Below are 25,547 nucleotides of genomic sequence, written 5' to 3' on the forward strand. Positions count from 1 at the left end.
CGTTTGTCGCGAGGGAAAACCGCTGCGCACTTTCCGGATCATGCTCTAGGAGCCCTGCATGACCATTCGTCCGATCGTCCGTTATCCCGACCGCCGCCTCACAGTCCCTGCCCGCCCCGTCACCGCGTTCGACGAGGCCTTGCGCGAGCTTGCCGGCGATTTGCTCGAGACGATGCGCGCCGCGCCGGGCATCGGCATCACCGCCCCGCATATCGGCGTGCCCCTGCGCGTCGTCGTGCTCGAGCTCGACGCCACAGCGGGGCCTCAGACTTACGTCAATCCGGCGATCGAATGGGCCTCGCCCGAGATGATCATGCACAAGGAAGGCAGCGTCTCGATGCCCGGCGTCAACGACGAGGTGCAGCGCCACGCCCGCGTGCGGATCAGCTATTGGGATCTCGACGGCAACATGCAGACCGAGGAGTCCGAAGCCTTGCGCGCCGTCTGCCACCAGCACGAGATCGACCAGCTCGACGGCATGTTCTGGATCCAGCGGCTATCGCGGCTGAAGCGCAAGCGGCTGGTGAAGAAGTTCGAGAAGCTGTCGCGGGGTTCATAGGGCCTACCGAACCGTGCCGATCCCCGCCAGGATCAGATCGATACCGGCGAGAAACTGCGCGCGATCGTCGTGGTCGCGCAGCTGCGCCGCCATCTGTCGCACGAATGGATACTTCGCGGGATCGAGTGCCTCCCACTGCGCGGCGACGGAGGCGAGAAAGGCGGACCGATCTGTATCAGGGGCATGAACGCGTGCGTTGGCGGCATTCTGCCCGGCAACGCCGAGAATGTAGTGCACGAGCGCCGACGCCGAATCGAACTGGGCGGCCGGGGGCACACCGAGCGCCTGGAGCCGTCCGCCGATGCTCTCGATGATCTCCAGCATCGCAGGCCGCCACGGCTCGCGGAAGAGCTGCGCGCCGACCCAGGGATGGACATCGATCGCGTCGAACACGCCGAGCGCGACCGACCGGATCGCCTCGCGCGGCCTGGCGCCACCGGCCACCTCGGACATGACACCCGCGATGACCTCGTCGGTCGCCGCCGCAAGCAGCTCGCTCTTGTCGGCGACGTGCCAATAGATCGCGCCGCTTCCTGTTGCGAGATGCGCAGCGAGCGCACGGACGGTCAGGGCGCCCTCGCCGCCGGCGTCGAGAATTTCAATTGCGGCCGCGATGATCCGCTCCCGCGACAGAGCGTCAGTGCGCCGTTCAACTCGGTGAGTCTTCTTCGCCATCAACGCTATCTTGACACGACTGGAACAACGTTCCAATACTATGGAACGATGTTCCATAAACATTCGTAAAGGACCCCGATGACGCCCCCCGTCACGATCGTCGGCGCAGGCCTCGGCGGCCTCACCCTCGCCCGCGTGCTGCACCTGCATGGCATTCTCGTCACTCTCTACGAAGCCGAGGCTTCCGCGATGGCGCGGACGCAAGGCGGGATGCTCGACATCCACGACGACAGCGGACAGCTCGCGCTGAAGGCGGCAGGACTGTTCGAGGAATTCCGCAGCCTCATTCACGAAGGCGGACAGGCCTCGCGCGTGCTCGACCAGCACGGCAAAGTGCTGCTCGACGAGCCGGACGATGGCACGGGCGGACGGCCCGAGGTGCGTCGCGGCGCCCTGCGGCGCATGCTTCTGGACTCCCTGCCCGCGGAAACGATCCGATGGGGCAAGAAGCTGGCGAGCGTCGCCGCGCATGGCGACGGACGGCATGAGCTGACATTCGCAGACGGGTCGTACGTGAGCACCGAACTGCTTGTGGGCGCAGATGGCGCCTGGTCGAAGGTCCGGCCGCTGCTGTCGAGCGCGACGCCAGACTATGTCGGCACGTCGTTCATCGAGACCTATCTGCGCGATGCCGACGCGCAGCACGCTGCGTCAGCCGAGGCCGTCGGCGGCGGCGGAATGTTTGCGAACGCACCCGGCAAGGGCATCTTTGCGCATCGCGAGCCCGACAGCGTGCTGCACGCCTACATCGCGCTGAACCGCCCGGCTGAATGGTTCACCGCGATCGATTTCACCGATGCTCCTGGCGCGACGGCGCACATCGCGGCTGAATTCGAGGGCTGGGCGCCGGCGCTCACGGCGTTGATGACCGATGCCGACACGCCGCCGGTGCTACGCATGCTCCACACACTCCCGAACGACCATCGCTGGGACCGCGTGCGTGGGGTGACGCTGCTCGGCGATGCCGCGCATTTGATGCCACCGGCCGGCGACGGCGCGAACCTCGCGATGCTCGATGGTGCGGAGCTCGGCAAGGCCATCGCCGCGCACCCCGCCGACATCGAAGCGGCGCTGGCAACTTACGAAGCCGCGCTATTCCCCCGCAGCCAGTCAGCCGCGATAGGCGCGCACCAGATCCTGGAGCTCTGCCTCGGCGACCGCGCGCCGCACAGCCTGGTGGACTTCTTCACCGGGATGCGGGAGAGGATGCCGGAATGATCCATTCTCGTGATGATGACCGGCATGACCCGCGCACCGGCCATGATCGCAACATGCTTTCCCTGTGAAGGAGCGATGGTAGGTTTCGCTTCGCTCTACCCATCCTACATGGCGAACTACTTGGCGAAGCTCACGCCCTCTTCCCGCCCCGCTTGGTGATCGGCGCGTTGCGACGCTCGCGTTTTCCGCGCGCGATCTCGGTCGCCAGGGCATCCAGCTTCGGCTCCCAGAAATTCCTGAACTGGCCGATCCACGCATCCACCGCCCGAAGCCCGGCAATGTCGACCGAATAGAGCCGTCGCTGCGCCTCCGCGCGGACGATGGCAAAGCCGCTCTCGCGCAGCACCTTGAGGTGCTGCGACACGGCCGCCTGCGTGATGCCGAACTCGGCCCCGATCACCTCAACGACCTCGCCGGACGCCATTTCGCCTGATACCAGCAGCTCGAGGATACGGCGGCGCACGGGATCGGCGAGGACCTCGAAGGCGTGCATCAGCTTCCTGTGCCCGGATGGGCGATGTCGGGCGGCATCTCGCCGCGATAGAACGCGATGGTGCGATCCGAGCGCTGCTTCGCTTCGGCCGGATCGACACCGCTTGCTACATGCGCCGCGCGCCAGTACTCGCCGCTCATCGTCATGAAATCCTTGCCCGCGGGAGAGCCCATCCATGCCTCGGCCGTCTCGTGGTCGACCGACGCCCCGGTCGCAACATATCGCTCGAGCCCCGCAAGGGCGAGGTCCCAGCCGATCCCCACCGCGCCCGGACCGAACTGATTCCAATGATCCTCGATGATCGCGGTGTGCTCAAGCGTCAAACGCGCCTGGCCCCGTTCGGCTGCGAGCTGGACGTCGATCCAGCTCACCCCGCCGCCGAATTCCCATGTCGCTGCAAAGTGGCTCGGCGGCGTGCACGCGGTGATGGTGCCGCCGGCATTGCCCTTGAGCTGATACCGTCCGCCAATCTTGAGATCGCCTTCGACCGGCAGGAACCAGCGCGGAATACGCTCCCGGCTGGTCACGGCGTCCCAGAGATCGTCGACGCTGGTGTCGTACAGGCGCGTCAGCGTCACCGCACTCGCCGCCTTGCCATCTTTCTCGAAATTCCTCACCGAACGCGTCACAAGCCCCAACACCCGGGCGACGTCGATCTCCATTGCGAGCCTCCTTGCCGTTTGCGCAGGACGATGAATATCGGCTCACACTAATATAAGTCAATACTGATATTTAGGAGACCGTAGGATGGGTAGGACCGTAGGATGGGTAGAGCGAAGCGAAACCCATCGCTTTCCCCGTGGAGGAGCGATGATGGGTTTCGCTGCGCTCTACCCATCCTACAAGCTCGGCGTTCGGCAGCTACTTCAGCGGCAGGAACAGCTCCGCGACCGTCTCGTGCTCCGGCACATCAGGGAAGAAGCTCAGCCGCTGGCAATAGAGCGGGAAGTCGCGCGCCTCCTCGCCGCTGGCCGGAAGCCAGTCCCGATAGAGATAGAGCGCGGCGGGCTCCAGATTGTCGGTGTAGCCGACGACGCGCAGCACGGCGCAGCGTCCGCCGGGGATCTCGCCGGCCTTGATGTCTTCGCCATTCGCCACGATCGGCTGGTCGGTCCCGGCACAGAGGTCCGCGCTGTAATCGGCCGGCTGCGCCGGTCGCCGTTCGGATCGCCAGACATTGAAGGTCGGGCTCGTGCTGGGATGCAGGCCCGCGGACTTGCGCCAGGCGATGAAGCGCTGGATGGTGGCGCCGAGCGTCGCCGGGTCGCCGCGGTGTTCCATGATCGCCACCTTGATGGTGGGCACGTCGCGGATCGTCACGTCGTCAGGGGTAAAGGTCGTCTGCATGAGCTTGCTCCTCGCAATATCGAGAGGCCCGAAGGCCGCAAGCCACGGCTCCCAATCCGGCGATTTCCGGAACGATGACGGCGACTGCCCGAACCGTTGCCGAAAGGCGCGGGCAAAGGCATCCGGAGCATCGTAGCCGGCGTCCATCGCGATGTCCGTGACGCTCAGGGCGTCGCTGTAAGCCAGCCGGTAGGAAGCGCGCTTCATACGGGCGAGCTGGACATAGCGATGCACGGACAACCCGAAGGTTGCCGAAAACTGCCGGTGGAAATGGAATTTCGAGAAGGCCGCAACGCTGCTGAGGCTATCCAGGTCCAGATCCGTGTCGAGATGCCGGTCGATATGCTCCAGCACCCTGCGCATCCGGGCCTGATAGTTTTGCAGCGCCGCCGTCATCGTCCCTCCTCCGTGGCGGGTGCAGTTAGCCGGTGACGGCCTCGGCGTGCTCGACCGATCTTGCGGTTTGGTACCCCTACCCGCCCGCCATCAGCTCCTTCGCCAGCGCCATGTACGCCGGCAGCGTCACCGGATCGTTGGCGGCGTTGCCCGCCGTGGGGTGCGAGGCGTAGCGTGCGATCACCATCTTGGCCTTGGGATCGACATAGATGCCCTGGCCGTGAACGCCGCGCGCCATATAGGCGCCGTGGGCGTTGTGCGTGACCCACCATTGATTGCGATAGGAGGCGCCGGGCAGCGTGGTGTAGCCGGCCGGCTTGAACTTTTCGGGATCGCCGCCGCGCGCGATGTCCTCGACCACCTGCGACGGCACGATCTGCCGGCCGTTGAAGCGACCGTGGTTGCGCATGGTCTCGCCGAAGCGGGCGAGATCGCGGAGCGTCGTGGACAGACCACCGCCGCCGCTCTCGGTGCCGATGCGGTCGACGTGATAATGCGCATCCTCCTCGGCGCCGATCCGGGTCCAGATCCGCTCGGAGAGCAGGTCCGACAGCGTCATGCCGCTGGCGCGCCTGACGATCCAGGCGAGCACGTCGGTGTTGACGGTCTTGTAGGCAAAGGCCTTGCCGTGCTCGCCCTGCTTCTTCTGCGCGACGAGGAAATCGAAAATGGTGGTCGGGCCATCATAATCAGCCGGGATCGGCGCCATGCCGTTGGCACGCCGCAGGCCCCAGACGTGCGAGTTCTTGTCGGTGTAGACTTCGGTGTATTCGAGCCCCGTGGTCATATCCATGACCTCGTGCACGCGCGCATCGCCAAACGCGCTCGCCTTCAGCTCCGGCACATAATCGGTGACCGGCGCCTGCGGATCGATCCTGCCCTCGGCGACCAGCATGCCCGCGAGCACGCCGGTGAACGACTTCGTCACCGACATCGCGATATGAGGCTTGTGCGGCTTCAGCGCGCCGAAATAGCGCTCATAGATCAGCCTGCCTCGATGCAGCACCGCGATGCCGTCGGTGTACGTCTCCTCCAGCATTTTTGCGAAGGTCATGGGCCGGCCGTCCATCGACGTCGAGGCGACCGCGCCGATGTCATGGTCCACGCGCGGCAGCACGGATGCAGGCCCTGCCCCGCGCCAGACATTCACCGTCGGCACGAGTTGACGCACGTTGCTCCAGGCCCAGCGCAGCTCGGGGAAGCTGCGGAAGGAGCCGTTCTGGAAGGTGATGGTGCGATCGGGGGACGGCGGGAAGCCGCGCATCCAGCCGAGCGTTTCAGGATCGGTCTCGGTCGCGGTGGCGGGCGCTTGGGTCGCAGCAGACATGATCACGGGCTCCGGAGGGAATGCCGATGTCGTAGCATAGGAGAGCGCGACGTTAGATCCTGCGTTTGTGCAAGGGGACCTGCACGACGATCAGAGGCGACGTGAGAGCGGCTTGCGGGCGGATGCAGCGACTGGCAGCAAGACCTGACGGAGCGACCCGATGACCGATAGCGCGACGGCGAACCTTCCTTCGAGAGACTTCGGAACAACGGCGAGGTTTTACGGAGCCCTGGGCTTCGAACAGACCTGGCGCGACGATGCGTGGATGATCCTGAAGCGGGGCGATCTGACGCTGGCGTTCTTCCCGCACGCCGATCTCGCCCCTGCGACGAGCTGGTTCAGCTGTTGCCTCCGGTTGGATGACGTCAACGCATTCTTCGAGACGGTTCTCGCCGCCGGTGTGCCCGAAATGACGACTGCCTGACATTCACAGCTGGCGTGCAATCAATCGGAGACATTCACGTCCGAACCGCGCAGTTGACCTTGGCTTCCATCGAGGCGTTGAGCGGTCCGGTAGCGGCCGGGCGACATGCCATGATGTCGATGAAAGAGTTTTGAGAACGCCGCCGCTGTCTCGTAACCGACCTGGCTCGCGATCCGTGCGATGGGCTCATCGGTGGTTTCGAGCAGGAATGCCGCTTCCGCCATCCGGCGTTCGATCACGTAACGGTGCATGGACTGGCCGACGAGCTTGGTGAAGCGGGCCGAAAATACCGAGCGGCCGAGCCCCACGCGTTGCCCGAGGTCGCTCAGCGTCCAGGGCCGCTCCGGGTTTTCGTGGATCAATCTGAGCGCCGGTCCGATATGCGGGTCCGATATGGCCCCGAGCCAGCCGCCCTGTCCGGGACTGAGAGACGCGATCCAGCTTCGGAGCACCTCGACAAACAGCACTTCCGTCAAGCGTGAAAGCGCGACGCGCTGGCCAGGACGCTCGAGCGCGGACTCACTCACCATGCGGCGCAGGATGGCTTCGAGCCAGCCCCCGTCCGCCGTCGGCTTCAGCAGAAGCACGGGCGGAAGTAATTCCAGCACGCCGTCGAACGAGGGCCGCGACACGGTGAAATTGCCGCAGATCATGGTCGAGGACGGCTTTGCACGGCCGCCGTGACGAACGACGCCCAGACGTGCTGACGATCGATCGAGGTCCACGATCTGCAAAGGCTTGGCCCGGCGATCCGAATAAAACCCATGGGGCTCGCCGCGCGTGATCACGACAAAGTCGCCCTCTGTCATCTGGATTTCCTGTCCCTGTTCGAGCGCGAGGGTCGCCGAGCCCCGGCTGAGATAGTGAAACAGGGCGTAGGGGCGCGCCGGCAGCTCCAGATTCCAGGGATGGCCGAGCTCGAAATGAAACAGCAACGTCCCGCCGAGACGGACGCGATCGAGCACCTGGGCGAGGATGTCCATGACGCCGAAGTTAGTCCGGTGGACGATCGGACACAACATCCGGACGATTGATCCCTACAGTCCGAAAAGACCGCGAACTAGTTCATGTCGCGGCGGGCCGACGCCACGGGCGGCAACCATTTCGCCAACGGCGGATGGAAAAGACCGCGACCTGGCTGGAAACGCCTGTCCATTCCCTCAGGACTCATTCCGTCCGACATGCCAACAGGAACGATCAATGCTAAATTTCCTCCTCTCAGCCGTCACCGTACTCCTGGCCGGAACGACATTGGCCGGCTCCGCTTCTTCCGCCGAACTGCCCAAGGGAGCAGCCCACAACATCGTGCTCGTGCACGGCGCTTTCGTGGACCAGACGAGCTGGCAGCCCGTTGCCGACATTCTCACGAAGAAGGGCTACAACGTCACGCTCGTCGAAAATCCGCTCACCTCGCTCACCGCTGACGTCGATGCCACCAAGCAGGCGCTCGCGAAACAGGACGGCAAGACCGTGCTGGTCGGCCATTCATGGGGCGGCGTGGTGATCACGCAAGCCGGCAATGATCCCAAGATCTCGGCGCTGGTCTACGTCTCCGCCTTCGCGCCGGACGTCGGCGAATCCCTGGCATCGCTGTCAAAGGCCGGCCCGCCGACCGAAGGCGGCAACGCGATCCATCCCGACGCGAAGGGCAATCTGTACATCGATCCCAAGGTGTTTCCGTCGGCGGTCGCGGCTGACCTTCCGCCGGAGATCGCCGAGCACCTGGCCAAATCGCAGCTTCCATTGAGCGTCGCTGCGTTCGAGGCTCCCGTGACCATTGCGGCCTGGCGTGACAAGCCGACCTTCGATGTCATCACCACGAAGGACAAGGTCATCGCGCCCGAGGCCCAGAAGTCGTTCGCAGCCAGGATGAAGGCTCAGGTGACGGACGTTGCCGGCAGCCATGCCTCGCTCGTCGTCCATGCCAAGGAAGTCGCCGAGGTCATCGAAAAGGCAACGCTCGTGAAATGACGATGCCGCTCCCGGCACCTTTCACGCCGGGAGCGCGCACGTTCTCTTCGGGCAAATGCGGAACGCCCAGACCGCGATCACGAAAAGCTGGCGAAGCCGCAGAAGCGCGAGCGCCGTACTGGAGAAGGCCTCGGTCACTGCGCCACGCCGATCCCCCACCCAATTATCTCATGCCAAGCATCCGGAGGATGACATGACTAAACGCGACATCGCGAGCCAGGACGCCACTACGCTCGAAACGGCGCCAACTCGTTACATTGAAGGCCACGGAATCCGCTTCGCGTATCGCCGTCTCGGCCCCGCGACCGGAACTCCGCTGGTTCTTCTGCAGCACTTCTCGGGCAACATCGACGCTTGGGACCCCGCCGTCGTCAACGCGCTGGCCACCGATCGCCCCGTGATCGCCTTTGACAACGCCGGGGTCGGCCGCTCGACCGGTCAAACGCCCGAGAACGTCGAGGCGATGGCGCGAGACGCCATCAATTTCGTCGACTTGCTCGACCTCTCCAAAGTGGACCTGCTCGGCTTTTCCCTCGGCGGCTGCGTCGCTCAGCAGATCGCTGCCGAGCACGGACAGCTGGTCCGCAAGCTCATACTCGTCGGTACTGCGCCGAAAGGTGGCGAGGAACACCTGTTGGCGGTTCTGCAGGACGCATTCTCCAAAACCGATGCGCCGGACCCACGGCTGCCGCTATTTTTCACGACTTCACCTGCCAGCCAGTCCTCCGGCCTTGCCTTCCTGAAAAGAGCAAAGGTCCGTCAGGACGATCGGGACACCGATAACGGCAGCGCTGTCACCGATCCGCAGGCCAAGGCGCTGATCACCTGGTGCGCCACACCCGACCCCGGACACGCCATCCTGCGCGCCATCCGCCAACCCACTCTTGTGGTCAGCGGCAGCCACGACACCATGCTCCCCGCGAGCAACGCCTACGCAATGTCTAGGGAACTCAGCAATGCTCAGCTGGTCCTCTATCCCGATTCAGGGCACGGCGCGCTGTTTCAGCCCCACGAGATGTTCGTCAGCCACGTCCGGACTTTCCTGGATGCCCAACCCGTGGCCGCATGACACGAGGCGCGCTCCGACGGGATCAGGCGCACCTTATCCATGAGAGTTGTTACAGAGGACAAAATGACAATCGCCAAAATCGAAGTGGATCGCTTCAGCCTCACGAGCTCAAAATCATTCGACACTATTGTGGCGGCGCTCAAATCGGCGGTCGGGCGACCCAACATGATCGAATTTTTCAAGGAAACGAGGGCGACAAATTCCTTCCCGGATTTGGAGCGCGTTGTACGAAGCGGCCTCGGCCGAACGGACCTTATGCTCTTCGCGGAATTTGACCTGGGCGACATTCTGCGTCGCGAAGCCGGATCCAAGACGCCTAAAATCATACGGCTAGTGATCGGCAATCCACTCATCATGAAGGAAATGGTCAAGCACGTGCCCGATGCTGGATCTTACGCTCCGGTCACAGTGCTCATCGATGAGCGCCCCGATGGCGTGCACATCTCTTACGACAAAATGGAGAGCTTTCTGCTGCCTTATGGCAATTCGGACGCACTCTCCGTCGCCCGAAATCTCGACGCGAAAATCACAACCTTGCTCCGAGAATGCGCAAGCTGAGTGCCATCGACGTCTGAGCTTTGAATCACAAGCAGCCGTCGCGACCAAGCATCGCGTCCGAGGCGCAGAAATCGTTCGCGGCCAGGATCAAGGCTCAGACGACGGTGCGGGGCGTCAGTCAGGCGATATGGACAGCCCTGCGAGAAGCGGAGCGTACGCGGCGAGCCTGCGGGATACGAACTCCGTGAAGAGCCGCACGCGCTTCGTCTTGCGTGTCTCCCCCTGTGTGAGAAGCCAGAGCGTTCCGTACATGTGCAGGTCGGTGCCTGGCACCCTCACCAGCAGGGGATCGGCATCTCCGACGAAGCACGGCAGTGTCGTCATCCCGAGCCCTTGCCTTACTGCAACGATCTGCGCTCCCGCATCTGTGACCCTGAACGGAACCCCGGCGGTGCGAACCTCACCCTCGTGGGCCCAATCCGGGATTCCATGAATGCTTATGACGATCCACCGGATAGGATCAGGCGCGCCAGCACGCCACGCGGCTAGTCGATCCCTGGACATGTAGACGCCGCCGAACAGCTCCGGTCCCTTCAGGCCGTGGAGATTGAGCGGCATGGTTTTGCGGTCGTAGACGACGCGGATCGCGACGTCGGCCTCCCGGTTGGTCAGATTTGCCAGCTCGCCGAACGACAGGATGTCCATCTCGATGTCCGGATGCAGGCGCGCGAAATCGGCGAAGTCAGGCATGAGAAGGTGTGTCGCCAGCGGCGGTGCCAGTGTCACCCGCAGAAGCCCGCGCACGCTCTGGTCGCGGCCAAAGACGCGCGTCTCCAGCTGGTGCGACGACGCTTCCATCTGATCCGCGAGTTCGAGGACCTCCTCTCCCGCAGCCGTCAGGCGGTAGCCCGATGGCAGCTTCTCGAACATCTGCGCCCCGAGCCGCTCCTCCAGTTGGGCGACGCGTCGCAGCACGGTCGAATGGTTCACCCCGAGGCGCTCGGCGGCAGCCCGCACCGAGCCTCCGCGCGCGACGGCAAGAAAGTAGCGAACGTCATCCCAGTCGATCATGGTGCAATCCGGCACCGCTGGGGTGCGCCTTCCAAAGCCCGTATCGAGTACATCGAACAGCAATATGGTGGTCATTGTGGCCTATGTCGACGAGCGCGGCCCCATTTCGAACGGCGGACACTGATCGCCACTGCTGACGCCCGTCGTCCAGCCGGATCGATTTCGCACCACCGATGTGCGCGCTTCCGCACTCAACGCCCGACGCCGGCAGACCTATGTCGAGGTCCTCGGGGGCATCCCCCAACGACCAAAGACGGAGTCTGAAGGAAAAGTCATGGGAAAGCTTGAAGGTAAGGTTGCAGTCATCACGGGTGGATCGAGTGGCATGGCGCTGGCGAGCGCCAAGCGGTTCGTTGAAGAAGGCGCTTACGTTTTCATCACGGGCCGGAGGCAGGAGGTACTCAACGAGGCCGTCAAGCTGATTGGCCGGAACGTGACCGGCGTGCGCGGCGACGCGGCCGATCTCGACGACCTCGATCGTCTGTTCGACACGGTCAAGCGAGAAAAGGGCAAGATCGACGTCCTGTATGCGAGCGCCGGCATGGGCAACGCCGTCCCACTGGGCGAGATTACCGCGCAGCATTTCGATGCGACCTTCGGCCTGAACACGCGCGGCACGCTGTTCACGGTTCAGAAGGCGTTGCCGCTGTTCAGCGATGGCGGATCGATCTTCATGACGGGATCAGTTGCGTCGGTGAAAGGTTTTCCCGGTTACAGCGTGTATGCAGCGAGCAAGGCGGCGTTGCACGCATTCGCACGCGGGTGGCTCAACGAACTGAAGGACAGGAATATCCGGGTGAACGTGCTGCACCCGGGGCCGATCGCCACACCGATGCAGGACCAGGTTCTCACCGAGGAGGCGAAGCGGATGTTCGAATCCCTGATCCCGCGGGGAAAGATGGGTCGTCCTGAGGAAATTGCGGCGGCCGCGCTGTTTCTGGCTTCAGACGATTCCAGCTTCGTGAATGGGCTGGAGCTGTCCGTCGACGGCGGCTTCTCGGCCATCTGAAAATCGGAGAAGCATTATGAGCTACGCAATTGTAGGATTCGGCAAGGTAGGCCAGGCCCTCGCCCATGCCTTCGCCCGTAAGAACATCGAGGTCACCGTCGCGAGCCGCCGGCCGCCCGAGGCGTTGGCGCCGCAGGCTCGGGCGATTGGACCCGCGGTCGTCGCCAAGCCGCTACGGGAAGCACTCGAGGCCGATACGATCATCTTGGCGGTCCCGTTCGGGGAGCATCGCGAGGTTGCGAAGGCCCTGCCGAGCTGGACAGGCAAGACAGTCATCGATGCGATGAACGCGTTGGTTCCCCCCGAGGAGTTGGACGGTCTCCTGTCCTCCGCCTTCGTCGCGAAGGCATTCACCGGTGCCAAGCTCGTGAAAGCTTTCAACCACCTGGTTGCGGCCAAACTGGCTGCCGATCCGGTCGTCGAGGGCGGCCATCGGGTCGTCTTTCTCTCGAGCGACGACGAGGACGCGACCGCGCCCGTGGCGGCCTTGGCCAAACAACTCGGCTTCGCACCCGTCAAGCTGGGAAGGCTCAACGAGGGTGGCGCGCTGGTGCACGCACGCGACCGCGTCTGGGGCCAGCTCATCTTCCAGGATTTGTTCAGGAAGGAGCAGTAGTCGGCGTATCGGCGCCGTTCGAAGAGCGGGGAGATACAACTCCATTGTACTCCCACGCGCCTTCTTTCACGTGCTGCTGCACATGCGCGAGCGGCGCAAGAGTCGAAAAGGCAATCTGCTTCATTATTGCCAAATACGTTGTTATCTTTTGTCGAAAGAAACTTCGACTGACCAGTTAACCGAGGCCCGCTCGAATGAACAGCTTGAACAATCTGGAGTGCGTGACCCTCTTCGTTGACGATCTCGCGCGCACAAGGACATTCTACGAGACCGTGTTCGATGCGAGGCCAATCTATTCCGATGCCGTATGCAGCGTGATCGGGCTCGGTGGCGTCATGATCAACTTGCTCCAGGAGACGCAGGCGCTGCAGCTCGTGGAGCCGGTGGTGCCGGCTGCTTCAAGCGCCGGACCTCGCATGCTCATGACCATTCGCGTCGCCGATGTCGATGAAGCGTGCGCGAGGCTTCGGCAAAGCGGCGTAGACCTCGTGAACGGCCCCATCGATCGTCCCTGGGGTCGTCGCACCGCCGCCTTTTCCGACCCATCCGGTCATATGTGGGAGATCGCGCAGGAGATCCCCTCCTAGAATCCGCCGCCCAAAGCGGTTCTCACGGGCGACTAGCGGAGCGATGGCATCAATGGGGTCAATCGACCAATAGCGTCGAGATCCCCTACTCCCACTCAATCGTCCCGGGCGGCTTGCTGGTCACGTCGTACACCACCCGGTTCACGCCCTTCACCTCGTTGATGATGCGCGTGGCGGTCTCGCCTAAGAACTTCATGTCAAACTGGTAGAAGTCCGCGGTCATGCCGTCGGTGGAGGTGACGGCGCGCAGGCCAACCACATAATCGTAAGTGCGGCCGTCGCCCATGACGCCGACGGTCTTCACCGGGAGCAGCACCGCAAAGGCCTGCCAGATCTCGTCGTAGAGGCCGTGCTTGCGGATCTGGTCGATGTAGACGGCATCGGCCTTGCGCAGGATGTCGAGCTTGTCTCTGGTGATGTCGCCGGGGCAGCGGATGGCGAGGCCCGGGCCCGGGAACGGGTGGCGGCCGACGAAGATTTCGGGAAGACCCAGCTCGCGCCCGAGCTTGCGCACCTCGTCCTTGAACAGCTCGCGCAAGGGCTCGACGAGCTTCATGTTCATGCGCTCAGGCAAACCGCCGACATTGTGGTGCGACTTGATCGTCACCGAAGGTCCGCCGGTGAAGGAAACGCTCTCGATCACGTCGGGGTAGAGCGTGCCTTGCGCGAGGAAGTCGGCGCCGCCGATCTTCTTGGCTTCAGCCTCGAACACCTCGATGAAGAGGCGGCCGATGGTCTTGCGCTTCTTCTCGGGGTCGGTGACGCCTTCGAGCTCGCCCAAGAACTGCTTTGACGCATCCACGTGCACGAGCGGGATGTTGTAGTGGTGGCGGAACAGGTCGACGACGGTCTTGGCTTCATCGAGGCGCAAGAGGCCGTGATCGACGAACACGCAGGTGAGCTGGTCGCCGATGGCCTCGTGGATCAAGACGGCCGCGACGGCGGAGTCGACGCCGCCGGAGAGGCCGCAGATCACCTTGCCCTTGCCAACCTGCTGGCGGATTTTTGCGATCTCCTCCTCGCGGAAGGCGCGCATGGTCCAGTCGCCGGTGAGGCCAGCGATCTTGCGGACGAAATTGCGGATCAGCTTGGCGCCGTCTGGCGTGTGCACCACTTCGGGGTGGAACATCAGGCCGTAGTACTTGCGCTTCTCGTCCTGGATGATCGCGAACGGCGCGTTCGGCGACGTGCCGGCGACCGAGAAGCCCGGCGGCATCTTGGTGATGCGGTCGCCATGGCTCATCCAGACCTGGTTCTTGCTGCCCGATGACCAGACGTCCGCGAACAGCTGGCTCTGCGCCTTCACCTCGACATCGGCGCGGCCGAATTCGCGGTGATGGCCGCCCTCGACCTCGCCGCCGAGCTGGGCCGCCATGGTCATCTGGCCGTAGCAGATGCCCATCACGGGCACGCCGGAATCGAAGATCGCTTGCGGGGCGCGGGGGGAGCCGGCCTCATGCACCGACTCAGGGCCGCCGGAGAGGATCACCGCTTTCGGCTTCATCTCGGCGAAGGCGGCTTCGGCCTTGTTGAACGGGACGATCTCGCAATAGACGCCGTCCTCGCGCACGCGACGCGCGATCAGCTGCGTCACCTGGCTGCCGAAGTCGACGATGAGAATCTTGTCGTGCGCCGAGGCCACCGAGGGCGTCGACGCGGAGCGGTCGTTCTGTGCTGCTGTCATGGCAAGCAGATACGCGACCACGCCTCTGCCCGCAACCGCGCCGGCTCGCGCGCCCACATGCTTCTTTGGGCATGGACAAATCGATATAGGTAAGTATTATTGACCTAATTGCCTCAGTCTCAAACTGGGGCCAACCAGGGAGATCGCCATGTCACAGCATCATCAGCCGTCAAAGCTTGCCGCGCTCGGCCGGACCTGGGTCGAGGCCTGGAACGCACGCGACCTCGAGCGGGTGCTCACGCTCTATGACGAGGCGGCCGTGATGACCTCGGACCGCATCCCGGCGATGGGGTTCGATGCCAGCGGCACCGTGCGGGGCAAGGACAGCTTGCGGGCCTATTGGGGCAAGGCGCTCGCCCTGCTGCCGGAGCTGCATTTCTCGCTGATCGATGTCTTCGTCAGCCCTGATAGCGTGGTGGTGTTTTACGAGAACGAGCGCGGCAAGAGGATCTGCGAATATCTGCGGGTGAATGATGCCGGGCTGATCGTGCAGGGGTCGGCGAACCATTTGCCGCATTAGTCGCTGCTCTTTTGGCTCGGCAATTTCGCTCCCTTCCCCGTCATCCTGAGGTGCGAAGCATGGGACGCAACGCGTCCCATGGGGAGCCTCGAAGGATGCACGGCCCGGATGCAGCCGGGCTGTCGCCCTTCGAGGGCCGCTGAAGAAGCGGCCACCTCAGGGGGACGCTCAGAGAGTCGGGCGCGCTGCTTCAACAAAGCACTCGTAGGGTGGGCAAAGGCGCGCTTGCGCCGTGCCCATCATGTCTTCCATCATTGCGGAAAGACACCGTGGGCACGCTTCGCTTTGCCCACCCTACGAATTACTGGAATCCAAGGACCGTCCTTCCATGAAACTCCCCGCCTCCCCGTTCACCGTCACCGACTGGAGCAAGGTCGAGGCCACCGTGCATCCCGGCGAGACCGGGCAAGCGCTCTGGCGCACGCTCAACATCGGCGATTTGCGCGTGCGGATGGTCGAGTATTCGCCGGGCTATCTTGCCGATCATTGGTGCGACCGCGGCCACGTGCTCTACGTGCTCAAGGGCGAGCTCGACTCGGAGTTGCGCGACGGGCGCAAATTCAAGCTCACGGCGGGGATGAGCTACCAGGTTTCCGATTTCGGCGATGCCGCGCACCGGTCCTCGACGGCGGTGGGCGCGACGCTCTTCATCGTCGATTGAGACGCGCGAAAACGGCCAATTTGCACCGCAAAATAGCAAAGTCCGCGGACGTGCCGGTTCACGGGTGGTGCCTTGAAGAAGTCTAATTATCTCGCTATATTGTGATCATCGATACTTGGCCGAACGACTGGGCCGCTTCGCCTCGTCTAAGACAGGCGCGCACGCTTCAGATGATTTCTCCAAAACATCGACTCATCAGGGCTATGGGCGCAGCGTTGCGTACCGGCCCACGTGCGTACCGTCTCTAACTAACTAAAGGAAATTTCCCATGGCTATGGGCACCGTGAAGTGGTTCAACACCCAAAAGGGTTATGGTTTCATCCAGCCGGACGACGGCCAGAAGGACGTTTTCGTCCACATCAGCGCCGTCGAGCGCGCTGGCCTCTCCTCCCTCAACGAAGGCCAGAAGGTCTCGTTCGACATCGTCGCCGACCGCCGCAGCGGCAAGTCGTCGGCTGACAATCTCCGCGTCGGCTAATCGCCAGCGCACGCTCTGACCGCGGACGTACCGGCAGAGCACTAGAACTCGAAAGCCCCGCGACCGGGATCCGGTCCGCGGGGCTTTTGTTTTCCCTGTCATTCCGGGGCTCGCGAAGCGAGAGCCCGGAATCCATGGACCCGCGGAGACCGCCGCACGATGGATTCCGGGCTCGCGCTACGCGCGCCCCGGAATGACAACGTTGATCATCCCGTTTTTCGCAGCACCGACACAAAAAAGCCGTCCGTGCCCGTGCGCCGCGGCGTCATCAGCCAGCCCTCGGCCGACTGCAGCGCGGCCTCGGCAAAGGCCTCAGCCTTGTCCCAGAGCACGCTGGCGGTCTGCTCGGGCGGAACGACCGCAAACTCCGGATGGCGTTCAACGAACGCCCTGACCTGCTCGCCATTCTCCTCCGCCAGCACCGAGCAGGTGATGTAGGCGATGCGGCCGCCCTGCTTCACCAGGGGAACCGCACGCTCCAGCACCTCGGCCTGGTCGCGCAGACGAATCTCCAGCGCGCCCGGCCGCATGCGCCATTTGGCGTCGGGGTTGCGGCGCCAGGTTCCGGTTCCCGTGCAGGGCGCGTCGATCACGACGAGGTCGGCGCTGGCTTGGATGTCCGAGAGCGGATCGGCCTCGCCCTTGGGCGTGCGGACATCGGCATTGTGGACCCCGGCGCGCGACAGCCGCTCGTGGATCGGCACGAGCTGGCGTTTGTCGCGATCCGTGGCAATGAGGCGGCCCTTGCCCTGCATCAGGGCGGCGAGCGCCAGCGTCTTGCCGCCGGCGCCAGCGCAGAGATCGATCACCTGCTCGCCCGGTTTTGCCGCGGTGAACTGGGCCGCAAGCTGCGATCCCTCATCCTGAACTTCAACGCCGCCCTTGATGAAATCCTCCTCGGCCTGGATGCCGGGGTTGCGCGCATCGGCCGAAAGCTCGATGCGCAAACCCGTTGCCGACCACGGCGCAGGCTTCGCGTGAAGATGAGCCAGCGCGCGCAGCACCTTGTCGCGGTTGGATTTTAACGTGTTGACGCGCAGATCGAGCGGCGCCCGGCTCGCCATCGCGGCTGCCTCCGCGGCGCGGTCCTCGCCGAACACTTTTGCAAGGTGCGGGTCGAGCCACTCGGGATAGTCGCCGACGACCGCAGGCGGGGCGTCCTTGAGGGAGCGCGAGGCCAGCGCGGCCTGCTCGGCATCGGTCAGCGGCGTCGGCGCAAAGCGGCTGCCGTCGAACATCGCGGCCATGGTGGCCGAGTCCATGTCGCGTTCGAGGCGGAGCATGCCGATCAGCCTGGCACGCGCGGTGTCGGCGTCCATGAGATAGGCGCTCGAGGCGTATCGGCGCAGCACGTCCCAGACGAGGCCGGCGATCGCGGCGCGGTCGCCGGAGCCGGCGAAGCGGTGCGCGGTGCCCCACTCCTTCAGCGCCTTGGCCGCGGGCACGCGGTCCTTCTCGATGGTGTCGATCAGTTCGATGGCTGCGGACAGCCGGGCAGCGGGAGTCATTTGAATCTTTCAGTTCAGGATTGAATGTCTTTGCGCATGATCTTGTCGGAAAACCGGTCTTCCACTTTGCGCCAACGCGGCCCTCCGGGTCCGGATCGTGCGGGCGCCTAGATCAGCAACAGCATCTTCAGCGCGAAATAGATCCACAGCGCCAGCAGCACCAGCACGCCGGCGAGCCAGATCGTGGAGCGCCGGCCGAGGTCGTTCGAAGAGACGAAAACGCCGGCATGGACAAAGCGCGTCACCACGAACACCCAGGACATCAGCACGATGAAGAGATCGGCATGCCGGAGCGGCAGCGCCAGCGCGATCAGCGTGTAGAACAGCACCGGCAGCTCGAACTGGTTGCGATAGCAATTGGCGATCTGTGTGGTGCCCTTGGGCCAGTTCGGCTCGCCCAGCGCAATGTCGCGGATTTTGGTCTCGCCCGAGACCAGCGATTGCCGGCGCGCCAGCGCCATGCCGATCAGCAGCGCGAAGGTGAGACCGACCTGCACGAAGACAGGCAGCAAGACCATTTGAATGGACATCGGAACTTTCCCGTAGAGCGGAGGGCCGCGGACCGTCATTAGCCGCGACTTCTGGCGCTGACAATCAACGAGTTGAACCGGCGTTCCCGATGAGGCGACCAACCACCGATTGTTAAAGCGATTTCGTCCCGTTTGGGCACAAGGCGAGAGACCGCCATGACTACCCCGTTCAACCAGATCGCCGGCTTGATCACCTCATGGGGTGAATCCGCGGACGGCCAGCTCGGCATCCTGATGTCGGCGCTGGCAGGTGTCGCCGCGGCGCTCGCGGTTGCGCTGGCGATGACGGTGTACTTCCGCCTCTCCTACCGGACCTGGCGCGACGTGGTCAGGCATGGCCTGACGACGCTCGCCGCCATCGCCCTCATCGCCTTTGCCGCCTACGACATGCGGCACGCGGCGCTGGCCTATCTCGGCCTCAATCCGTCGAAGCCCGCGGTCGAGTTCGAGATCCGGATGCCCCGGGAGACGCTGACGACGGTATCCGACAGCCAGATCGAGCTGCACACCGACCGCAACCAGACGCTGGCGCTGGTCGACGGCGTGCGCGACCTCACCGACGGACGCGCGGTGCTGCGCGGCGCGGTCGCGCTCAACCACCGCACGGCCGACCGCGTGCTGGTCGTGAACCTGCCCGGCAGAGGCATCTTCGAATTCCGCCTCCGCCTGCCCGCCGAGCCGCATCGCTCCGCGGAGTTCGGCCCCTGGCACCTCGTCGACAGTGTCGCCTCGACGGTCGCCGGCAACGTCGCTCCGCAGGACGCCTACACGATCCGCTACCGCGTGCTCTGATCATGCTCCGAACGAAATCTTGCGCCCTCGCCGCGCTTGCTCTCGCCACACTGCTTTGCCCGCGTATGCCGGTGATCGCCGCGCCGGCCGACATCGCCACCTGCGATCGGCTGGCCGCCCATCCCACCGACCCGGACAGGCCTGCCGACGTGAAAGGCAATCTCGAGATCGCCGATGCCGACATCGCCGCCGCGCTGAAGGCCTGCACGGCGGCCGCTACGTCGGCGGATGCTCCGCGCCGCATCTGGATGGAGCTCGGCCGCGCCTACGAGTTCGCCCGGCAGCCGGCGCAGGCGGCAGGCGCCTATCGCAAGGCGGCCGACGCCGGCAGCTCGTCCGCAATGGCCGGGCTCGGCGCGCTCTTGCTCAACGGCAACGGCATCAAGAAGAACATCGCCGAAGGACGGGCACTGACCGAGAAGGCGGCGAATGCCGGCGATGTCGAAGGCATGATCAATCTCGGCTCGCTCTACGGCGGCGCTGTCGGCGGGAAGACCGATTTCGCGATGGCACGCAAATGGTACGCCAGGGCGATCGAGGCGAATTCCAGCGAGGCCATGTATCAGCTGGGCTTGATGACGCAGGACGGCGATGGCGGCCCGAAGGACGATGTCGCGGCCAAGGCGCTGTTCGAAAAGGCGGCCGCGCTCGATCACGCCGACGCGCTGGAGCGGTTAGGCGCCTATGCCGAAGCCGGCCGCGCGGGCGAGAAGGATGCCAAGGCCGCGATCGACTATTACAAGCGCGCTGCCGCGCTGGGCAACGAAGATGCCGGCAAGGCGCTGGAACGGCTGCGCTGTCCGTTCGGCATCAGGGATCGCGACGGCAAATCCGTCGGACGGATTTGTTTTGACGGCTGATGAGGGGACAGCGTGTTTTAAACTTTGTTCGTTGCGATGCATGCGTGCGCCGTCATCGTTTCGACGCGTGACGATCTGTATGCTCATCGCATGTCCGAATTTCGCCTGACGCAGATTTCCGACACGCATCTTGGCCAGCGCTTTCCAGGCCTGATCGCCAACTTCCAGGCGATCAGCGCGCACATCGACGCTGACAGGCCCGATCTCGTCGTCAACACCGGCGACGTCTCCTTCGACGGGCCGAGCAGCCGCGACGATGTCGCATTCGCCAAGAGCCTCCACGCCGCCCTGCCCGTCGCCTGCCGCTATCTGCCCGGCAATCACGACATCGGCGACAATCCGACCGCGATCGGGCCTGCTCCGAAGCCGCCGGTCGCGGAAGCGCATCGCCGGCAATTCTGCGACATCATCGGCGAAGACCATTGGTCGTTCGAAGCGGCCGGCTGGCGCTTCATCGGTCTCAACTCGCTGGTGATGAATTCAGGGCTCGCCTTCGAGGCCCAGCAGTTTGACTGGCTCGCCTCCGAGATCGCGCGCGTCAATGGCAGGCCGGTCGCGCTGTTCCTGCACAAGCCCGTGTTTCTCAACCTGCCCGACGACCCCGAGACGCCGGAGACCTCGATCCGCTACGTGCCGCAGCCGGCGCGTGCGCGTCTGATCGAGATGTTTGCACATGTCGACCTGCGCCTGATCGCCAGCGGCCACGTGCACCAGCGCCGCGACTTCACCTATCGTCATACGCGCCACGTCTGGGCGCCTTCGGCCGGCTTCAGGATCAACGATGCACGCCAGGACCGCATCGCGATCAAGGAAGTTGGACTCGTGGAATATCGCTTCCGGCCCGACAGTGTTGAGGTCCGCCACGTCCGCGCAGCGGGCCAGGTCGATATCGACATTGAGGAGCTGTTCGCCCAGATGGGCGGCGAGCACTAGCCCAATTCGCGGGCACTAATCCCTATCAAAATACCTCATTGCATCCTGAGTGAGCTGAAATTGGCTAAAATGGCCTAATGACAACGTTGTCATTCCAACATATCGTCGCTTCAGCGGTCGGCGAGCCGCGGAGGAAGCGACGATGCAGTTCTTGTCCCGGTGGGATAGCCAACGTCTTTCGACGACGACACGGGGCATTCCCCTGGCCGATGGCCTGGCCGCCGACGACATCGGCCGTCAGCGCTGGTCCCCTTCGCGCGGCGACCTTGCGCTACCCGCCCTCACCCTCGATGAAGCCGCCTTCGCGGCCAACCGCGACCTCTTCCTGAGATGGTGCGCGAGCGCCGGCGTCAGCGTCGCGCCTCACGCCAAGACCCCGATGTCGCCGGAGCTCGCCCGCTCGCTGCGCGAGGCCGGCGCCTGGGGCACGACGGTCGCCAACATCCAGCAGGCCGCCGTGCTGCTTGCGAACGGCGAACGGCACCTGCTGCTGGCCAACGAGATCGGCGGGCTCGCGGCCGGCCGGCGGCTCGGCGCGCTGCTGAGCGCCTATCCCGACGTCGAGCTTCACGCCTTCGCGGATTCACCGGCCGCGGTCGCGGCACTGGCGGAAGCCGCGCGGATCGCAGGCCGCAGCGAATTGTCGGTGCTGGTCGAGCTCGGCGCCGGTCGCGCCGGCGCGCGCGACCGCGCCGCGGTCGAGGCAACGATTGCGGCGGTGCTTGCCGCCGATCGGCTCGTGCTCGGCGGCATCGCCACGTACGAAGGCGCGGTCGCAACGCCCGATGCCGCCGCGACGATGCGCGCGATCGCAGCGCTGATGGAGCGCACCATCGAGGCGTTCGCGCTGGTGCGCGCTGCCGCCCCGCACCAGCCGCTGATCCTCAGCGCCGGTGGCTCGGCCTATTTCGACAACGTGGCCAGTGCGCTTGCGCCCGTCGCGCGGGCTGACGGCAGCGCTATGGTCCTGCTCCGCTCCGGCGCGCTGTTCTTTGCCGATCACGGCATCTATGCCCGCGCCTTCGCCGAGCTCGACCGGCGCGGCGGTCTCGTCATCGACAACGCGCGCCACTCGGCGGCCGAAGGCTTTCGGCCCGCGCTGACGCTGTGGGCCGAGGTGCTGTCGCGCCCCGAGGACGGACTTGCGATCGCCGGCTTTGGCATGCGCGATGCCTCGTTCGACCAGGGACTGCCGGTGCCGCTGCGCGTCTTCCGCGACGGCGTCGAGCAGCAAGGGCTTGCCGCTACGCTCACAGTGACGCGCCTCAACGACCAGCATGCGTTCCTGTCGGTGGCTTCCGAAGCCACGCTTGCAGTCGGCGACGTCATCGCCTTCGGTATCTCGCATCCCTGCACCTGCCTCGACCGCTGGCGCGTCATCTTCGGTCTCGACGCCGACGGCGTTGTGACGCGCGCCCTCCCCACCCAGTTCGGCTGAGAGCGGCGCATGAATTTCCTGCCGCTCTGGCGCTACCAGAACCAGCTCATCGACGGGGCCATCGTCACGCTGGAGCTGACGGTGATCTCGGCGCTCGCCGGGCTCGTGATCGGCATCGCCGGCGCGGTCGCGCTGAAGGGGCGCATCACGCCGCTGCGCTGGCTGGTGCGGGGTTACATCGAGCTGTTCCGCAACACGCCGTCGCTGATCCAGATCTTCATCGTCTTCTTCGTGCTGCCGAACTTCGGCCTGAAGCTGCCGGCCTTCGAGGCCGCCGCCGTCGCACTGTCGCTCTATTTCGGCGCCTATTCGGTCGAGATCATCCGCTCCGGCCTCGATTCCATTCCGCGCAGCCAGGTCGAGGCGGGACAGTGCCTCGGCCTGTCAGGCTGGCAGGTGTTCCGCCACATCATCCTGCCGCCGGCGCTGCGCAATGCCTATCCGGCTGTGACCAGCCAGTTCGTGCTGCTGCTGCTCGGCACCTCGCTCGCCTCGCAGGTCGCCGCCGACGAGCTGTTTCATGTCGCGGGCTTCATCGAAAGCCGCACCTATCGCAGCTTCGAGGTCTATGCGGTGATCTGCGCGGTCTATTTCGCGATGGCGATGTCGTTCAAGGCGCTGTTCGCCATCATCGGCATGACCGCCTTCCGCTGGCCGCGGCGGCGCTGAGGGACAAGCGATGCGATCCTTCTCCCTCATCGACTTCGTCTCGCTGTTCACCGCGCTGCGCTGGACCGTCGCGCTCGTCGTGCTCGCGCTCGCATTCGGCGCGCCATTGGCGCTCGGGCTCGCCGCGGGCCGCATCAGCCGGTTCGCCGGCCTGCGCTGGGCGATGGCGGCGTGCATCCAGGTGATCCAGAGCGTGCCGCTGCTTGGCCTGTTGTTCTTCTTCTATTTCGGCATGCCCGTTTTCCTCGGCATCCAGGTGCCGGCGCTGGTCGCCGTCACCGTCGCCTACACGCTCTACACGGCCGCCTTCCTCGGCGAGATCTGGCGCGGCGGACTGGAGGCCGTGAAACAGGCGCAATGGGAGGCTGGCGCCTGCCTCGGCCTCTCGGCCTGGCAGCAGTTCCGCCACATCATCGCGCCGCAGGCGCTGCGGCTGTCGCTGCCGCCGACCGTCGGCTTCCTGGTGCAACTGATCAAGGGCACCTCGCTCGCCTCGATCCTCGGCTTCGTCGAGCTCGCCCGCGCCGGACAGGTGGTGAGCGCGGCGACGTTCCAGCCGCTGCTCACCTACGCGCTGGTTGCCGCGATCTATTTCGCGCTGTGCCTGCCACTCACGCTCTGGTCCCGCTCCCTGGAGGCCCGCCTCGATGGCTCTCGTTGAAATCCGCGACGTGCACAAGACATTCGGCAAGGTCGAGGTGCTCAAGGGCGTCTCGCTCGATGTCGAGGAAGGCGAGATCGTCACGATCATCGGCCGCTCCGGCTCAGGCAAGTCGACGCTGCTCCGCTGCATCAATGCGCTCGAGAGCGTCGATTCCGGTGAGATCCGGGTCGAGGGCCAGAAGGTCCACACCCGGATGCCTGACCTGAAGAAATTCCGTCAGCGCGTCGGCATCGTGTTCCAGGCCTTCAATCTGTTTCCGCATCTGAAGGTCGAGCGCAACATCACGCTGGCTCCGCTGCTCACTGGCCGCATCGACAAGGCGAAAGCCCGCGCACTCGCCGAGGACGTGCTGACCCGCGTCGGCCTCGCCGACAAGATCGATGCCTGGCCGGAGCAGCTCTCCGGCGGCCAGCAGCAGCGTGTCGCGATCGCCCGCTGTCTCGCCATGGCGCCTCACCTCATGCTGTTCGACGAGGTGACCTCGGCGCTCGATCCCGAGCTCGTCGGCGAGGTCCTGAAGGTGATGGAGGCGATGGCCAAGCAAGGCATGACCATGATCCTGGTCACGCACGAGATGGGCTTTGCCCGCAACGTCGCCAACCGCATCGTCTTCATGCATCAGGGCCGCGTCTGGGAACAGGGACCGCCGGCAAAGCTGTTCGCCAATCCTGAAACCCCCGAGCTCGCAAGCTTCATCGCATCCGCCAAGTGAAAACCTTCCCCTTCAAGGAGAGAGTCATGAGACAACTGAAGTCCCTCTTCACCATCGCAGCAACGGCGCTCGCCGTCCTCGCCGCGCCGAACCTTGCCAAGGCCGACAAGCTCCAGGACGTGCTCGGCGCCGGCAAGCTGCGCGTCGGCATCCTCACCGATGCCGCCCCCTGGGGCTTCAAGGACGACAAGGGCGAGATCGCAGGTCTCGACGCCGACCTTGCAAAACTCATCGCCGCCGACATGGGCGTGAAGCTCGAGCTGGTGCCGGTGACAGGCGCCGCGCGCATCCCGAGCCTGCTCTCGGACAAGATCGACATGCTGATCGCGGGCCTCGGCGCAACGCCCGAGCGCGCTCAGCAGGTGATGTTCTCACAGCCCTATGCGGTGGTGAATCTCGGCGTCTATGGCGCCAAATCGCTTCCCGCCGCGACCGGCAAGAAACCGGACAATCTCGACGGCCGCAGCGTTGCGGTCGCCAAGGGCTCGACGCTCGACATCTGGCTCACCGACAATGCGCCGAAGGTGAAGCTGGTGCGCTTCGAGGACACCCCGGCCGCGATCGCAGCCTACCTCGCCGGACAGGCCGACACGTTCGCCGAGAACAGCGCCATTGCGCTGAAGGTGCAGGACCAGAACCCGACCAAGGAGGTCGAGCTGAAGTTCCTGATCCGGCAGTCCCCGGCCCATGTCGGCGTGCGCCAGGGCGAGCAGAACCTGCTCAACTGGATCAACACCGACATCTTCTTCAACAAGCTCAACGGCAAGCTCGGCGCACTTCAGCTGAAATGGTTCAAGGAAGAGCAGACGCTGCCGACACTCTGAACCGACATGCTCCC

At 64.6% G+C, this 25,547-nt stretch carries 30 protein-coding genes; 20 read left to right on the forward strand and 10 right to left on the reverse strand.

Going from position 1 to position 25,547, the window contains the following annotated elements; all coding sequences use genetic code 11:
* The first annotated feature begins 58 nt into the window (after positions 1-58).
* A complete protein-coding gene (locus BRAGE_RS0118725; RefSeq protein ID WP_027557490.1) occupies positions 59-559 on the forward strand; it encodes a peptide deformylase in 501 nt (166 codons plus the stop codon).
* A gap of 3 nt (positions 560-562) precedes the next feature.
* Here BRAGE_RS0118725 and BRAGE_RS0118730 read toward each other — a convergent pair whose 3' ends face one another.
* Complete coding sequence (locus BRAGE_RS0118730) at positions 563-1,384, reverse strand: TetR/AcrR family transcriptional regulator (RefSeq protein ID WP_347336516.1); 822 nt, start codon at positions 1,382-1,384, stop codon at positions 563-565.
* On the opposite strand from BRAGE_RS0118730, the gene BRAGE_RS0118735 reads away from it, so the two are divergent.
* Positions 1,313-2,452, forward strand: a complete 1,140-nt coding sequence (locus BRAGE_RS0118735) for an FAD-dependent oxidoreductase (RefSeq protein ID WP_027557488.1) — start codon at positions 1,313-1,315, stop codon at positions 2,450-2,452. The genes BRAGE_RS0118730 and BRAGE_RS0118735 overlap by 72 nt on opposite strands.
* Positions 2,453-2,582: 130 nt before the next feature.
* On the opposite strand, the gene BRAGE_RS0118740 is transcribed toward BRAGE_RS0118735, so the two are convergent.
* The 4 genes from BRAGE_RS0118740 to BRAGE_RS0118755 form a co-directional block, all read right to left on the reverse strand.
* Positions 2,583-2,945, reverse strand: a complete 363-nt coding sequence (locus BRAGE_RS0118740; RefSeq protein WP_027557487.1) for an ArsR/SmtB family transcription factor — start codon at positions 2,943-2,945, stop codon at positions 2,583-2,585.
* Entirely contained in the window at positions 2,945-3,607 is a 663-nt protein-coding gene (locus BRAGE_RS0118745) for an SRPBCC family protein (protein ID WP_027557486.1), read from the reverse strand. The genes BRAGE_RS0118740 and BRAGE_RS0118745 overlap by 1 nt, the downstream gene beginning before the upstream one ends.
* A gap of 199 nt (positions 3,608-3,806) precedes the next feature.
* A complete protein-coding gene (locus BRAGE_RS0118750; protein ID WP_027557485.1) occupies positions 3,807-4,688 on the reverse strand; it encodes an AraC family transcriptional regulator in 882 nt (293 codons plus the stop codon).
* 76 nt (positions 4,689-4,764) lie between these two features.
* Complete coding sequence (locus BRAGE_RS0118755) at positions 4,765-6,015, reverse strand: serine hydrolase domain-containing protein (protein ID WP_027557484.1); 1,251 nt, start codon at positions 6,013-6,015, stop codon at positions 4,765-4,767.
* 160 nt (positions 6,016-6,175) lie between these two features.
* Between BRAGE_RS0118755 and BRAGE_RS48860 the strand changes: the two genes are divergently transcribed.
* Positions 6,176-6,439 (forward strand): hypothetical protein, encoded by a 264-nt coding sequence (locus BRAGE_RS48860; RefSeq protein ID WP_199820225.1) that lies wholly within the window; start codon positions 6,176-6,178, stop codon positions 6,437-6,439.
* Between the two features lie 20 nt (positions 6,440-6,459).
* Here the strand turns inward: BRAGE_RS48860 and BRAGE_RS0118765 are convergent, their stop codons facing one another.
* Complete coding sequence (locus BRAGE_RS0118765; RefSeq protein ID WP_027557483.1) at positions 6,460-7,422, reverse strand: AraC family transcriptional regulator; 963 nt, start codon at positions 7,420-7,422, stop codon at positions 6,460-6,462.
* Positions 7,423-7,639: 217 nt separating this feature from the next.
* Between BRAGE_RS0118765 and BRAGE_RS0118770 the strand changes: the two genes are divergently transcribed.
* From BRAGE_RS0118770 to BRAGE_RS0118780, 3 genes are all read left to right on the forward strand, one after another.
* Complete coding sequence (locus tag BRAGE_RS0118770) at positions 7,640-8,410, forward strand: alpha/beta hydrolase (RefSeq protein WP_027557482.1); 771 nt, start codon at positions 7,640-7,642, stop codon at positions 8,408-8,410.
* 193 nt (positions 8,411-8,603) lie between these two features.
* Positions 8,604-9,479, forward strand: coding sequence for an alpha/beta fold hydrolase (locus tag BRAGE_RS0118775; RefSeq protein ID WP_027557481.1), 876 nt, complete (start codon positions 8,604-8,606; stop codon positions 9,477-9,479).
* A 63-nt stretch (positions 9,480-9,542) separates the two neighbouring features.
* Positions 9,543-10,037, forward strand: a complete 495-nt coding sequence (locus BRAGE_RS0118780) for a DUF302 domain-containing protein (RefSeq protein ID WP_027557480.1) — start codon at positions 9,543-9,545, stop codon at positions 10,035-10,037.
* Positions 10,038-10,151: 114 nt separating this feature from the next.
* Here BRAGE_RS0118780 and BRAGE_RS0118785 read toward each other — a convergent pair whose 3' ends face one another.
* Positions 10,152-11,048, reverse strand: coding sequence for a LysR family transcriptional regulator (locus tag BRAGE_RS0118785; RefSeq protein WP_027557479.1), 897 nt, complete (start codon positions 11,046-11,048; stop codon positions 10,152-10,154).
* Positions 11,049-11,322: 274 nt separating this feature from the next.
* On the opposite strand from BRAGE_RS0118785, the gene BRAGE_RS0118790 reads away from it, so the two are divergent.
* From BRAGE_RS0118790 to BRAGE_RS0118800, 3 genes are all read left to right on the forward strand, one after another.
* On the forward strand, positions 11,323-12,057 hold the full coding sequence (locus tag BRAGE_RS0118790) for an SDR family NAD(P)-dependent oxidoreductase (protein ID WP_027557478.1): 735 nt from the start codon (positions 11,323-11,325) through the stop codon (positions 12,055-12,057).
* Positions 12,058-12,073: 16 nt separating this feature from the next.
* Positions 12,074-12,673: an NADPH-dependent F420 reductase gene (locus BRAGE_RS0118795; RefSeq protein WP_027557477.1), complete on the forward strand. Its 600-nt coding sequence runs from the start codon at positions 12,074-12,076 to the stop codon at positions 12,671-12,673.
* Between the two features lie 194 nt (positions 12,674-12,867).
* Positions 12,868-13,260, forward strand: a complete 393-nt coding sequence (locus BRAGE_RS0118800) for a VOC family protein (RefSeq protein ID WP_027557476.1) — start codon at positions 12,868-12,870, stop codon at positions 13,258-13,260.
* Between the two features lie 85 nt (positions 13,261-13,345).
* Here BRAGE_RS0118800 and guaA read toward each other — a convergent pair whose 3' ends face one another.
* Positions 13,346-14,944, reverse strand: a complete 1,599-nt coding sequence (guaA, locus tag BRAGE_RS0118805) for a glutamine-hydrolyzing GMP synthase (protein WP_027557475.1) — start codon at positions 14,942-14,944, stop codon at positions 13,346-13,348.
* Between the two features lie 148 nt (positions 14,945-15,092).
* Between guaA and BRAGE_RS0118810 the strand changes: the two genes are divergently transcribed.
* The 3 genes from BRAGE_RS0118810 to BRAGE_RS0118820 all read left to right on the forward strand — a co-directional run bounded on the left by BRAGE_RS0118810 (position 15,093) and on the right by BRAGE_RS0118820 (position 16,603).
* A complete protein-coding gene (locus BRAGE_RS0118810; protein ID WP_027557474.1) occupies positions 15,093-15,464 on the forward strand; it encodes a nuclear transport factor 2 family protein in 372 nt (123 codons plus the stop codon).
* 328 nt (positions 15,465-15,792) lie between these two features.
* Entirely contained in the window at positions 15,793-16,125 is a 333-nt protein-coding gene (locus tag BRAGE_RS0118815; protein WP_027557473.1) for a DHCW motif cupin fold protein, read from the forward strand.
* A 268-nt stretch (positions 16,126-16,393) separates the two neighbouring features.
* Entirely contained in the window at positions 16,394-16,603 is a 210-nt protein-coding gene (locus BRAGE_RS0118820) for a cold-shock protein (protein WP_008141931.1), read from the forward strand.
* A 206-nt stretch (positions 16,604-16,809) separates the two neighbouring features.
* On the opposite strand, the gene BRAGE_RS0118825 is transcribed toward BRAGE_RS0118820, so the two are convergent.
* Together BRAGE_RS0118825 and BRAGE_RS0118830 are read right to left on the reverse strand one after the other, a co-directional pair.
* Positions 16,810-18,111: an RsmB/NOP family class I SAM-dependent RNA methyltransferase gene (locus tag BRAGE_RS0118825; RefSeq protein WP_027557472.1), complete on the reverse strand. Its 1,302-nt coding sequence runs from the start codon at positions 18,109-18,111 to the stop codon at positions 16,810-16,812.
* Between the two features lie 107 nt (positions 18,112-18,218).
* Positions 18,219-18,641, reverse strand: coding sequence for an MAPEG family protein (locus BRAGE_RS0118830; protein WP_027557471.1), 423 nt, complete (start codon positions 18,639-18,641; stop codon positions 18,219-18,221).
* A gap of 156 nt (positions 18,642-18,797) precedes the next feature.
* Between BRAGE_RS0118830 and BRAGE_RS0118835 the strand changes: the two genes are divergently transcribed.
* The 8 genes from BRAGE_RS0118835 to BRAGE_RS0118870 all read left to right on the forward strand — a co-directional run bounded on the left by BRAGE_RS0118835 (position 18,798) and on the right by BRAGE_RS0118870 (position 25,533).
* Positions 18,798-19,433 carry a hypothetical protein gene (locus BRAGE_RS0118835; RefSeq protein ID WP_027557470.1) on the forward strand — a complete coding sequence of 212 codons (636 nt, stop codon included), beginning with the start codon at positions 18,798-18,800 and terminating at the stop codon, positions 19,431-19,433.
* 2 nt (positions 19,434-19,435) lie between these two features.
* On the forward strand, positions 19,436-20,293 hold the full coding sequence (locus BRAGE_RS0118840; protein ID WP_035729849.1) for a tetratricopeptide repeat protein: 858 nt from the start codon (positions 19,436-19,438) through the stop codon (positions 20,291-20,293).
* 90 nt (positions 20,294-20,383) lie between these two features.
* Positions 20,384-21,226 carry a metallophosphoesterase family protein gene (locus tag BRAGE_RS0118845; RefSeq protein ID WP_027557468.1) on the forward strand — a complete coding sequence of 281 codons (843 nt, stop codon included), beginning with the start codon at positions 20,384-20,386 and terminating at the stop codon, positions 21,224-21,226.
* Positions 21,227-21,368: 142 nt separating this feature from the next.
* On the forward strand, positions 21,369-22,664 hold the full coding sequence (locus tag BRAGE_RS0118850; RefSeq protein ID WP_027557467.1) for an alanine racemase: 1,296 nt from the start codon (positions 21,369-21,371) through the stop codon (positions 22,662-22,664).
* 9 nt (positions 22,665-22,673) lie between these two features.
* The gene (locus BRAGE_RS0118855; RefSeq protein ID WP_027557466.1) at positions 22,674-23,333 is read left to right on the forward strand and encodes an amino acid ABC transporter permease; all 660 of its coding nucleotides are present in this window, start codon (positions 22,674-22,676) and stop codon (positions 23,331-23,333) included.
* A gap of 10 nt (positions 23,334-23,343) precedes the next feature.
* Positions 23,344-23,994 (forward strand): amino acid ABC transporter permease, encoded by a 651-nt coding sequence (locus tag BRAGE_RS0118860; protein WP_027557465.1) that lies wholly within the window; start codon positions 23,344-23,346, stop codon positions 23,992-23,994.
* Positions 23,981-24,709, forward strand: coding sequence for an amino acid ABC transporter ATP-binding protein (locus BRAGE_RS0118865; RefSeq protein WP_027557464.1), 729 nt, complete (start codon positions 23,981-23,983; stop codon positions 24,707-24,709). Before BRAGE_RS0118860 ends, BRAGE_RS0118865 begins: the two co-directional genes overlap by 14 nt.
* Before the next feature lie 26 nt (positions 24,710-24,735).
* Positions 24,736-25,533, forward strand: coding sequence for a transporter substrate-binding domain-containing protein (locus tag BRAGE_RS0118870; protein ID WP_027557463.1), 798 nt, complete (start codon positions 24,736-24,738; stop codon positions 25,531-25,533).
* The last annotated feature ends 14 nt before the right edge of the window (positions 25,534-25,547 follow it).

Source organism: Bradyrhizobium genosp. SA-4 str. CB756 (assembly GCF_000473125.1).
Taxonomy (GTDB): Bacteria; Pseudomonadota; Alphaproteobacteria; order Rhizobiales; family Xanthobacteraceae; genus Bradyrhizobium; species Bradyrhizobium arachidis.

Excerpts from the sequence above, each read along its gene's own strand:
- BRAGE_RS0118745 (WP_027557486.1), bottom strand. The coding sequence starts at position 3,607 with ATGGAGATCGACGTCGCCCGGGTGTTGGGGCTTGTGACGCGTTCGGTG.
- BRAGE_RS0118845 (WP_027557468.1), top strand. The coding sequence starts at position 20,384 with ATGTCCGAATTTCGCCTGACGCAGATTTCCGACACGCATCTTGGCCAG.
- BRAGE_RS0118795 (WP_027557477.1), top strand. The coding sequence starts at position 12,074 with ATGAGCTACGCAATTGTAGGATTCGGCAAGGTAGGCCAGGCCCTCGCC.
- BRAGE_RS0118820 (WP_008141931.1), top strand. The coding sequence starts at position 16,394 with ATGGCTATGGGCACCGTGAAGTGGTTCAACACCCAAAAGGGTTATGGT.
- BRAGE_RS0118865 (WP_027557464.1), top strand. The coding sequence starts at position 23,981 with ATGGCTCTCGTTGAAATCCGCGACGTGCACAAGACATTCGGCAAGGTC.
- guaA (WP_027557475.1), bottom strand. The coding sequence starts at position 14,944 with ATGACAGCAGCACAGAACGACCGCTCCGCGTCGACGCCCTCGGTGGCC.
- BRAGE_RS0118755 (WP_027557484.1), bottom strand. The coding sequence starts at position 6,015 with ATGTCTGCTGCGACCCAAGCGCCCGCCACCGCGACCGAGACCGATCCT.
- BRAGE_RS0118835 (WP_027557470.1), top strand. The coding sequence starts at position 18,798 with ATGACTACCCCGTTCAACCAGATCGCCGGCTTGATCACCTCATGGGGT.
- BRAGE_RS0118815 (WP_027557473.1), top strand. The coding sequence starts at position 15,793 with ATGAAACTCCCCGCCTCCCCGTTCACCGTCACCGACTGGAGCAAGGTC.
- BRAGE_RS0118830 (WP_027557471.1), bottom strand. The coding sequence starts at position 18,641 with ATGTCCATTCAAATGGTCTTGCTGCCTGTCTTCGTGCAGGTCGGTCTC.
- BRAGE_RS0118860 (WP_027557465.1), top strand. The coding sequence starts at position 23,344 with ATGCGATCCTTCTCCCTCATCGACTTCGTCTCGCTGTTCACCGCGCTG.
- BRAGE_RS0118725 (WP_027557490.1), top strand. The coding sequence starts at position 59 with ATGACCATTCGTCCGATCGTCCGTTATCCCGACCGCCGCCTCACAGTC.
- BRAGE_RS48860 (WP_199820225.1), top strand. The coding sequence starts at position 6,176 with ATGACCGATAGCGCGACGGCGAACCTTCCTTCGAGAGACTTCGGAACA.
- BRAGE_RS0118765 (WP_027557483.1), bottom strand. The coding sequence starts at position 7,422 with ATGGACATCCTCGCCCAGGTGCTCGATCGCGTCCGTCTCGGCGGGACG.
- BRAGE_RS0118810 (WP_027557474.1), top strand. The coding sequence starts at position 15,093 with ATGTCACAGCATCATCAGCCGTCAAAGCTTGCCGCGCTCGGCCGGACC.
- BRAGE_RS0118770 (WP_027557482.1), top strand. The coding sequence starts at position 7,640 with ATGCTAAATTTCCTCCTCTCAGCCGTCACCGTACTCCTGGCCGGAACG.
- BRAGE_RS0118780 (WP_027557480.1), top strand. The coding sequence starts at position 9,543 with ATGACAATCGCCAAAATCGAAGTGGATCGCTTCAGCCTCACGAGCTCA.
- BRAGE_RS0118840 (WP_035729849.1), top strand. The coding sequence starts at position 19,436 with ATGCTCCGAACGAAATCTTGCGCCCTCGCCGCGCTTGCTCTCGCCACA.
- BRAGE_RS0118825 (WP_027557472.1), bottom strand. The coding sequence starts at position 18,111 with ATGACTCCCGCTGCCCGGCTGTCCGCAGCCATCGAACTGATCGACACC.
- BRAGE_RS0118850 (WP_027557467.1), top strand. The coding sequence starts at position 21,369 with ATGCAGTTCTTGTCCCGGTGGGATAGCCAACGTCTTTCGACGACGACA.
- BRAGE_RS0118730 (WP_347336516.1), bottom strand. The coding sequence starts at position 1,384 with ATGCAGGTGCAGCACGCGGGCGAGGGTGAGGCCGCCGAGGCCTGCGCC.
- BRAGE_RS0118735 (WP_027557488.1), top strand. The coding sequence starts at position 1,313 with ATGACGCCCCCCGTCACGATCGTCGGCGCAGGCCTCGGCGGCCTCACC.
- BRAGE_RS0118785 (WP_027557479.1), bottom strand. The coding sequence starts at position 11,048 with ATGATCGACTGGGATGACGTTCGCTACTTTCTTGCCGTCGCGCGCGGA.
- BRAGE_RS0118750 (WP_027557485.1), bottom strand. The coding sequence starts at position 4,688 with ATGACGGCGGCGCTGCAAAACTATCAGGCCCGGATGCGCAGGGTGCTG.
- BRAGE_RS0118790 (WP_027557478.1), top strand. The coding sequence starts at position 11,323 with ATGGGAAAGCTTGAAGGTAAGGTTGCAGTCATCACGGGTGGATCGAGT.
- BRAGE_RS0118855 (WP_027557466.1), top strand. The coding sequence starts at position 22,674 with ATGAATTTCCTGCCGCTCTGGCGCTACCAGAACCAGCTCATCGACGGG.
- BRAGE_RS0118740 (WP_027557487.1), bottom strand. The coding sequence starts at position 2,945 with ATGCACGCCTTCGAGGTCCTCGCCGATCCCGTGCGCCGCCGTATCCTC.
- BRAGE_RS0118775 (WP_027557481.1), top strand. The coding sequence starts at position 8,604 with ATGACTAAACGCGACATCGCGAGCCAGGACGCCACTACGCTCGAAACG.
- BRAGE_RS0118800 (WP_027557476.1), top strand. The coding sequence starts at position 12,868 with ATGAACAGCTTGAACAATCTGGAGTGCGTGACCCTCTTCGTTGACGAT.
- BRAGE_RS0118870 (WP_027557463.1), top strand. The coding sequence starts at position 24,736 with ATGAGACAACTGAAGTCCCTCTTCACCATCGCAGCAACGGCGCTCGCC.